This window comes from Arthrobacter sp. 2YAF22_2, assembly GCF_052114645.1.
Lineage (GTDB): Bacteria > Actinomycetota > Actinomycetes > Actinomycetales > Micrococcaceae > Arthrobacter.
The window spans coordinates 1-4,209 of the sequence record NZ_JBFRFD010000327.1 but is presented as its reverse complement, the minus strand read 5'-3'; the positions used below and the strand labels follow the sequence as shown (position 1 = coordinate 4,209).

Annotated in this window: 6 protein-coding genes and 1 pseudogene; 4 read left to right on the top strand and 3 right to left on the bottom strand. The window is 68.1% G+C overall.

What is annotated here, in order from left to right; all coding sequences use genetic code 11:
• A pseudogene (locus tag AB4Y86_RS13320) lies at positions 1 to 266 on the top strand (S-(hydroxymethyl)mycothiol dehydrogenase); the annotation flags it as partial.
• Positions 263 to 910 (top strand): MBL fold metallo-hydrolase, encoded by a 648-nt coding sequence (locus tag AB4Y86_RS13315; protein WP_441402693.1) that lies wholly within the window; start codon positions 263 to 265, stop codon positions 908 to 910. The pseudogene AB4Y86_RS13320 and the gene AB4Y86_RS13315, both read left to right, overlap by 4 nt.
• Before the next feature lie 79 nt (positions 911 to 989).
• Here AB4Y86_RS13315 and AB4Y86_RS13310 read toward each other — a convergent pair whose 3' ends face one another.
• Positions 990 to 1,574 (bottom strand): ATP-binding cassette domain-containing protein, encoded by a 585-nt coding sequence (locus AB4Y86_RS13310; protein ID WP_441402694.1) that lies wholly within the window; start codon positions 1,572 to 1,574, stop codon positions 990 to 992.
• A 225-nt stretch (positions 1,575 to 1,799) separates the two neighbouring features.
• On the opposite strand from AB4Y86_RS13310, the gene AB4Y86_RS13305 reads away from it, so the two are divergent.
• Positions 1,800 to 2,306, top strand: a complete 507-nt coding sequence (locus AB4Y86_RS13305; protein ID WP_441402692.1) for a DinB family protein — start codon at positions 1,800 to 1,802, stop codon at positions 2,304 to 2,306.
• A gap of 44 nt (positions 2,307 to 2,350) precedes the next feature.
• On the opposite strand, the gene AB4Y86_RS13300 is transcribed toward AB4Y86_RS13305, so the two are convergent.
• A complete protein-coding gene (locus AB4Y86_RS13300) occupies positions 2,351 to 3,109 on the bottom strand; it encodes a lipoate--protein ligase family protein (RefSeq protein ID WP_441402691.1) in 759 nt (252 codons plus the stop codon).
• Positions 3,110 to 3,125: 16 nt separating this feature from the next.
• Between AB4Y86_RS13300 and AB4Y86_RS13295 the strand changes: the two genes are divergently transcribed.
• Positions 3,126 to 3,509 carry a DUF2177 family protein gene (locus AB4Y86_RS13295; protein WP_441402690.1) on the top strand — a complete coding sequence of 128 codons (384 nt, stop codon included), beginning with the start codon at positions 3,126 to 3,128 and terminating at the stop codon, positions 3,507 to 3,509.
• A 29-nt stretch (positions 3,510 to 3,538) separates the two neighbouring features.
• Here the strand turns inward: AB4Y86_RS13295 and AB4Y86_RS13290 are convergent.
• Positions 3,539 to 4,209: thioesterase family protein (locus AB4Y86_RS13290; protein ID WP_441402689.1), on the bottom strand; the 671-nt coding region annotated here is incomplete at its 5' end.

Below are 4,209 nucleotides of genomic sequence, written 5' to 3'. Positions count from 1 at the left end.
CCGTAGTTCTGGTCGGTGTCCCGAGCCCCGACATGACCCTGGAGCTGCCGCTGCTGGACGTCTTCGGCCGGGGAGGTTCGCTTAAATCCTCCTGGTACGGCGACTGCCTGCCGTCCCGCGACTTCCCCATGCTGATCGACCTCTACCGGCAGGGCCGGCTGGACCTGGACGCCTTCGTGACGGAGCGCATCACGATCAACGACATCGAGGCAGCCTTCGAGAAGATGCACTCGGGCGCCGTGCTCCGTTCCGTGGTCGAGCTGTGAGCGGCACCCCCGCCACCGGCCTGCGGGTCGAGCAGCTCGTCACCTCGGGTACGTTTTCGCTCGACGGCGGCACCTGGGACGTGGACAACAACGTCTGGATCGTCGGCAATGACGAGGAATGCCTGGTGATCGATCCGGCCCACGACGCCGCCGCCATCGCGGCCGCCGTCGCCGGCCGGAAAGTCGCAGCCATCCTGCTCACCCACGGCCACGACGACCACATCGCCGCGGTGGGCGAATTCCGCGGCCTGGTGAACGCGCCGGTCTACCTGCACCGGGACGACTGGATGCTCTGGGACCGGGTCTTCCCGGGAACCGAGCCGGACCACGGCATCGCCGACGGTGACACCTTCGACGTCGCCGGCGCGCGGCTGGTGGCGCTCCGCACCCCGGGCCATTCCCCCGGCTCGGTGAGCTTCTACCTCGCCGACGAGGGCACCGTCTTCACCGGCGACACGCTGTTCCAGGGCGGACCCGGGGCCACCGGACGCTCCTTCAGCGACTTCCCCACCATCATCGAGTCCATCAAGAACAGGCTGCTCACGCTGCCGAYGGACACGGTGGTGCGCACCGGGCACGGGGATTCGACGACGGTCGGCGCCGAAGCGCCGCAGCTTGCGGAATGGATCGCCCGGGGGCACTGACCCCTTTGCCGTTCAGCCGTTGATGCCGCTGTGGCTGGCCCCGTCCGGAGTTTGCGGACGGGGCCAGCCCCAGTTTGGGCTAGATGTGCTTCAGGTATCTCTCGGGCGATGCGAGGAAGGAGCGCCAGTTGGCCACCAGCTCCAGCTCTTCCCAGGCCCGGGGCCGCAACCCCCACGGGCCGACTTCCAGGATCTGTGCATTCGGAAGGGCCGCAAGCACCGGCGAATGGGTGGACATGATGACCTGGGACTTCCCTGCGGCCAGCAGATCCTTGAGGACGGCCAGCAGGCTCAGACATCCCATAAAGGACAACGCGGACTCGGGTTCGTCCAGGGCCCACAGCCCGGGACCTTGGAAGCGGTCAGCGGCCAGCTCCAGGAACGCTTCCCCGTGGGACATGTCATGGAATGGAATGTCCGGGCCGGACGTGCTCGGATGCTGCTCGAGGTACGTGAAGAACCCGTGCATGGATTCCGCCCGCAGGAAATATCCCCGCCGGGTGGCGCCGGCGTTCCTGATAAGTTGCAGGTGGCCGGCCAAGGCGGATTCCGTGCGCCGGGTTGAATGCCGGGCGCCGGTTGAGCCGCCTTCGGGCGATAAGCCGTAGGCCAGCGCGATTGCTTCCACCAGGGTGGATTTCCCGGACCCGTTTTCTCCGACCAGGACAGTGGCCGGCGTCAGGTCGAGCCCACTGTCCAGGACCTGCGCGACCGGGGGCAGGGTGGCTGGCTACTGACCACGGTCCAGGACGGTGCCGGGGTCCTCGGCGACGCGTCGGATCGGAAAGTCCTTCAGTGGCATGCGGCTATTCTTGCAGGCCCCAGCCGAACCACTTCCGTTCCGTTCGAACCGCCGCAGTCCGGCAGCAGGGTATTAGGCTGTGGGCCCATGAGTACTTTCCCCAGCATGGATCCCGGCGTCTTCGCGGCGGACTTGAAGGCGCAGTTCGACGCGTTCCTTGACGAGCACCGGGCCGCCCTGCACGACTGCCTTGAGGGGCTAAGCGAACAGGAGGCCCGGGCTTCCCTGGTTCCCTCCCGCACGACGCTGCTGGGGCTGGTCAAGCACGCCACATTCGTGGAGAAGGTCTGGTTCGACGAAGCCGTGACGCGCCGGAGCCGCCAGGAGATCGGCATTCCGGCGACCCCGGACGAATCCTTTATCTTGGACGACGGCGACACCATCTCCGGTGTCCAGGCCGCCTATCGCCGGGCGTGCGCGGAGTCCCGCAGCCGGACGGGACGCCTCGGGCTGGATGAGCTGGTCACTGGGAACCGCCGCGGACCGCTGCCGTTGCGCTGGGTCTACCTGCACATGCTGCGGGAACTCGCCCAGCATTGCGGGCACGCAGACATCCTCCGCGAGCAGCTCCTCGCGGCGCGTGCCCCCGACTAAAACAGCAACCAGCGCCGCGGCCAAGCCAGCAACTAAACCAGCAGCTAAACCCGCAGACTGTCGAAGTCGCCGTAGTCCAGGGCGGCGTAGCGGCCGTAGGCGCCCAGCACGGCCGCTTCGATGGCGTCCACGTCGAGGTGCGGGACCAGGTCGTTGACCGCTCCCGCCGTCGCCGGGTCCCAGTCAAGGCCCAACGCGGCGTAGCTGGCCTCCAGTACTGCCCTGATCGGCGTGGAGTTCTCGACGATGATCACCGAGCTGAACAGCCAGCCGCCGGACACCACGCGCTGGGCGGTGCCGATGAGTTTGAGCAGCAGCGCGGGGGTGCTCGACGTGCCGAGGGAACTGCCGTGCACACTGAACTCCCCCGGGCAGTACTCGCCGGGAATCTCGCCGACGGCGGCCTCCACCCCGGCGTCGCGCAGTGCCTGCGCCAGCAGTTCGCCGAAGAACGAAAAGCGGCCCTTGGCTCCGGCAATCGCATCTGTGTGCGGCTCCAGGTGGTCGATCACGAGGGTCCCCTCGTGGTACGCGGCGGCCCGGCCGCCGGCCTTCCGGACCAGGGGCTCGAACCCCAGTCCCCGGCAGGCCTGCGCCGCGGCGTCGAAGCCTGGCAGGTGGGTGTCCCGCTGGCCGAAGGCCACGGTGGGGGCGGGCCTGTACAGCCGCAGCAGGGGGCCCGCCGTGCCGGTCTTCACGCGCTGCAGCAGCCCCAGCGCAAAGTCCAGGTCCTCCGCCGCTCCGAGGGAGTGCTCCTGGCGGTAGACCGTCAGGGTCCGGGGTGCGGCCGCGGGCTGCTGCATGTTGTTATGCTCCCTTATGGTCATTCTGCAATTCCTCGTGGTCGCCGCGGCGTTCGCCGCAATCGACGCCGTCTGGCTCAAGTCGATGAGCAAGTTCTACCGCCGGCACCTGGGCCACCTGATGGCGGACAAGCCCCATCTAGGCTACGCCGTGGTGTTCTACGTCCTGTACATCGCGGGGATTGTCTTCTTCGCCCTCCGTCCGGCGCTCGACGGCGGCAGCTGGCTGACCGCGCTGGGTTACGGCGCCGCGCTGGGCGGTTTCGCRTATGCGACCTACGACCTCACCAATGCCGCGACGCTGAAGAACTGGCCGTTGCCGATTGTCGTGGCGGACATCCTCTGGGGCGCGTTCCTGACCGGCCTGGCCACCGTCGTCGGCTGGCTCGTTTTCCAATAGCCGGGCAGCGGCGGCATTCCCGCCGCCGGCTAGCTCTTGCGCAAGGTCAAGATCTGTTCGGCGCGTCCGAAGGGGCCCTGCAGATCGTGCAGCACGGTGGAGGTCAGGCCGATGCCGTCGGTGCCGAACGAAACCTCGTTGTCCAGGCCCAGCCACTCACCCACTGGTCGCCGGTACATGTGGATCTGCAGATCCAGGTTGGGGAAGGCATAGCTGTCCTTGCCCGGCGGAACCCGCGCGGCAATCCCGTTGGCAGTGTCCACCAGCCCGATCAGCCGGGCCAGATCACTGCTGTCGGCACGGTCTGTGAGCGGGTGATCGGTGTGCAGCCAGACGGTACCGGAGCCGGCCCGGTGGCCCTCGGCGATCCGCATCTTGAGCGAGGCGATGTACCCGCCCGGCCAGACCGTTGCGGCGTCGTACGGCTCGCAGTCCTCCGGAGCGGGGATCCGGGGGTCCTCGAACGCGGCGATGGCGGAGGTGTCCGAGGTGATCATCCGCCAGGCCGTGGCCCGGATGGCCACCCGGCCGCCGGCCACCAGTTCGGCCTGCAGCAGTTCGATGGTCCGTCCGGGGCGCAGCGTCGTGGTGGTGACTTCAAACTCGCCGCCCGGGATGAGGCCGAGGATCTCGTAGCTGATCCGGGCCATCCGCATGTCGTCCCGCGGCTCGTGCCGGGCGAGGCAGTCGGCCATAATAC

What these genes read in the sequence shown, in the direction of transcription:
- AB4Y86_RS13305 (WP_441402692.1), top strand. Translation starts at nt 1,800, where the DNA reads ATGAGTACTTTCCCCAGCATGGATCCCGGCGTCTTCGCGGCGGACTTG.
- AB4Y86_RS13300 (WP_441402691.1), bottom strand. Translation starts at nt 3,109, where the DNA reads ATGCAGCAGCCCGCGGCCGCACCCCGGACCCTGACGGTCTACCGCCAG.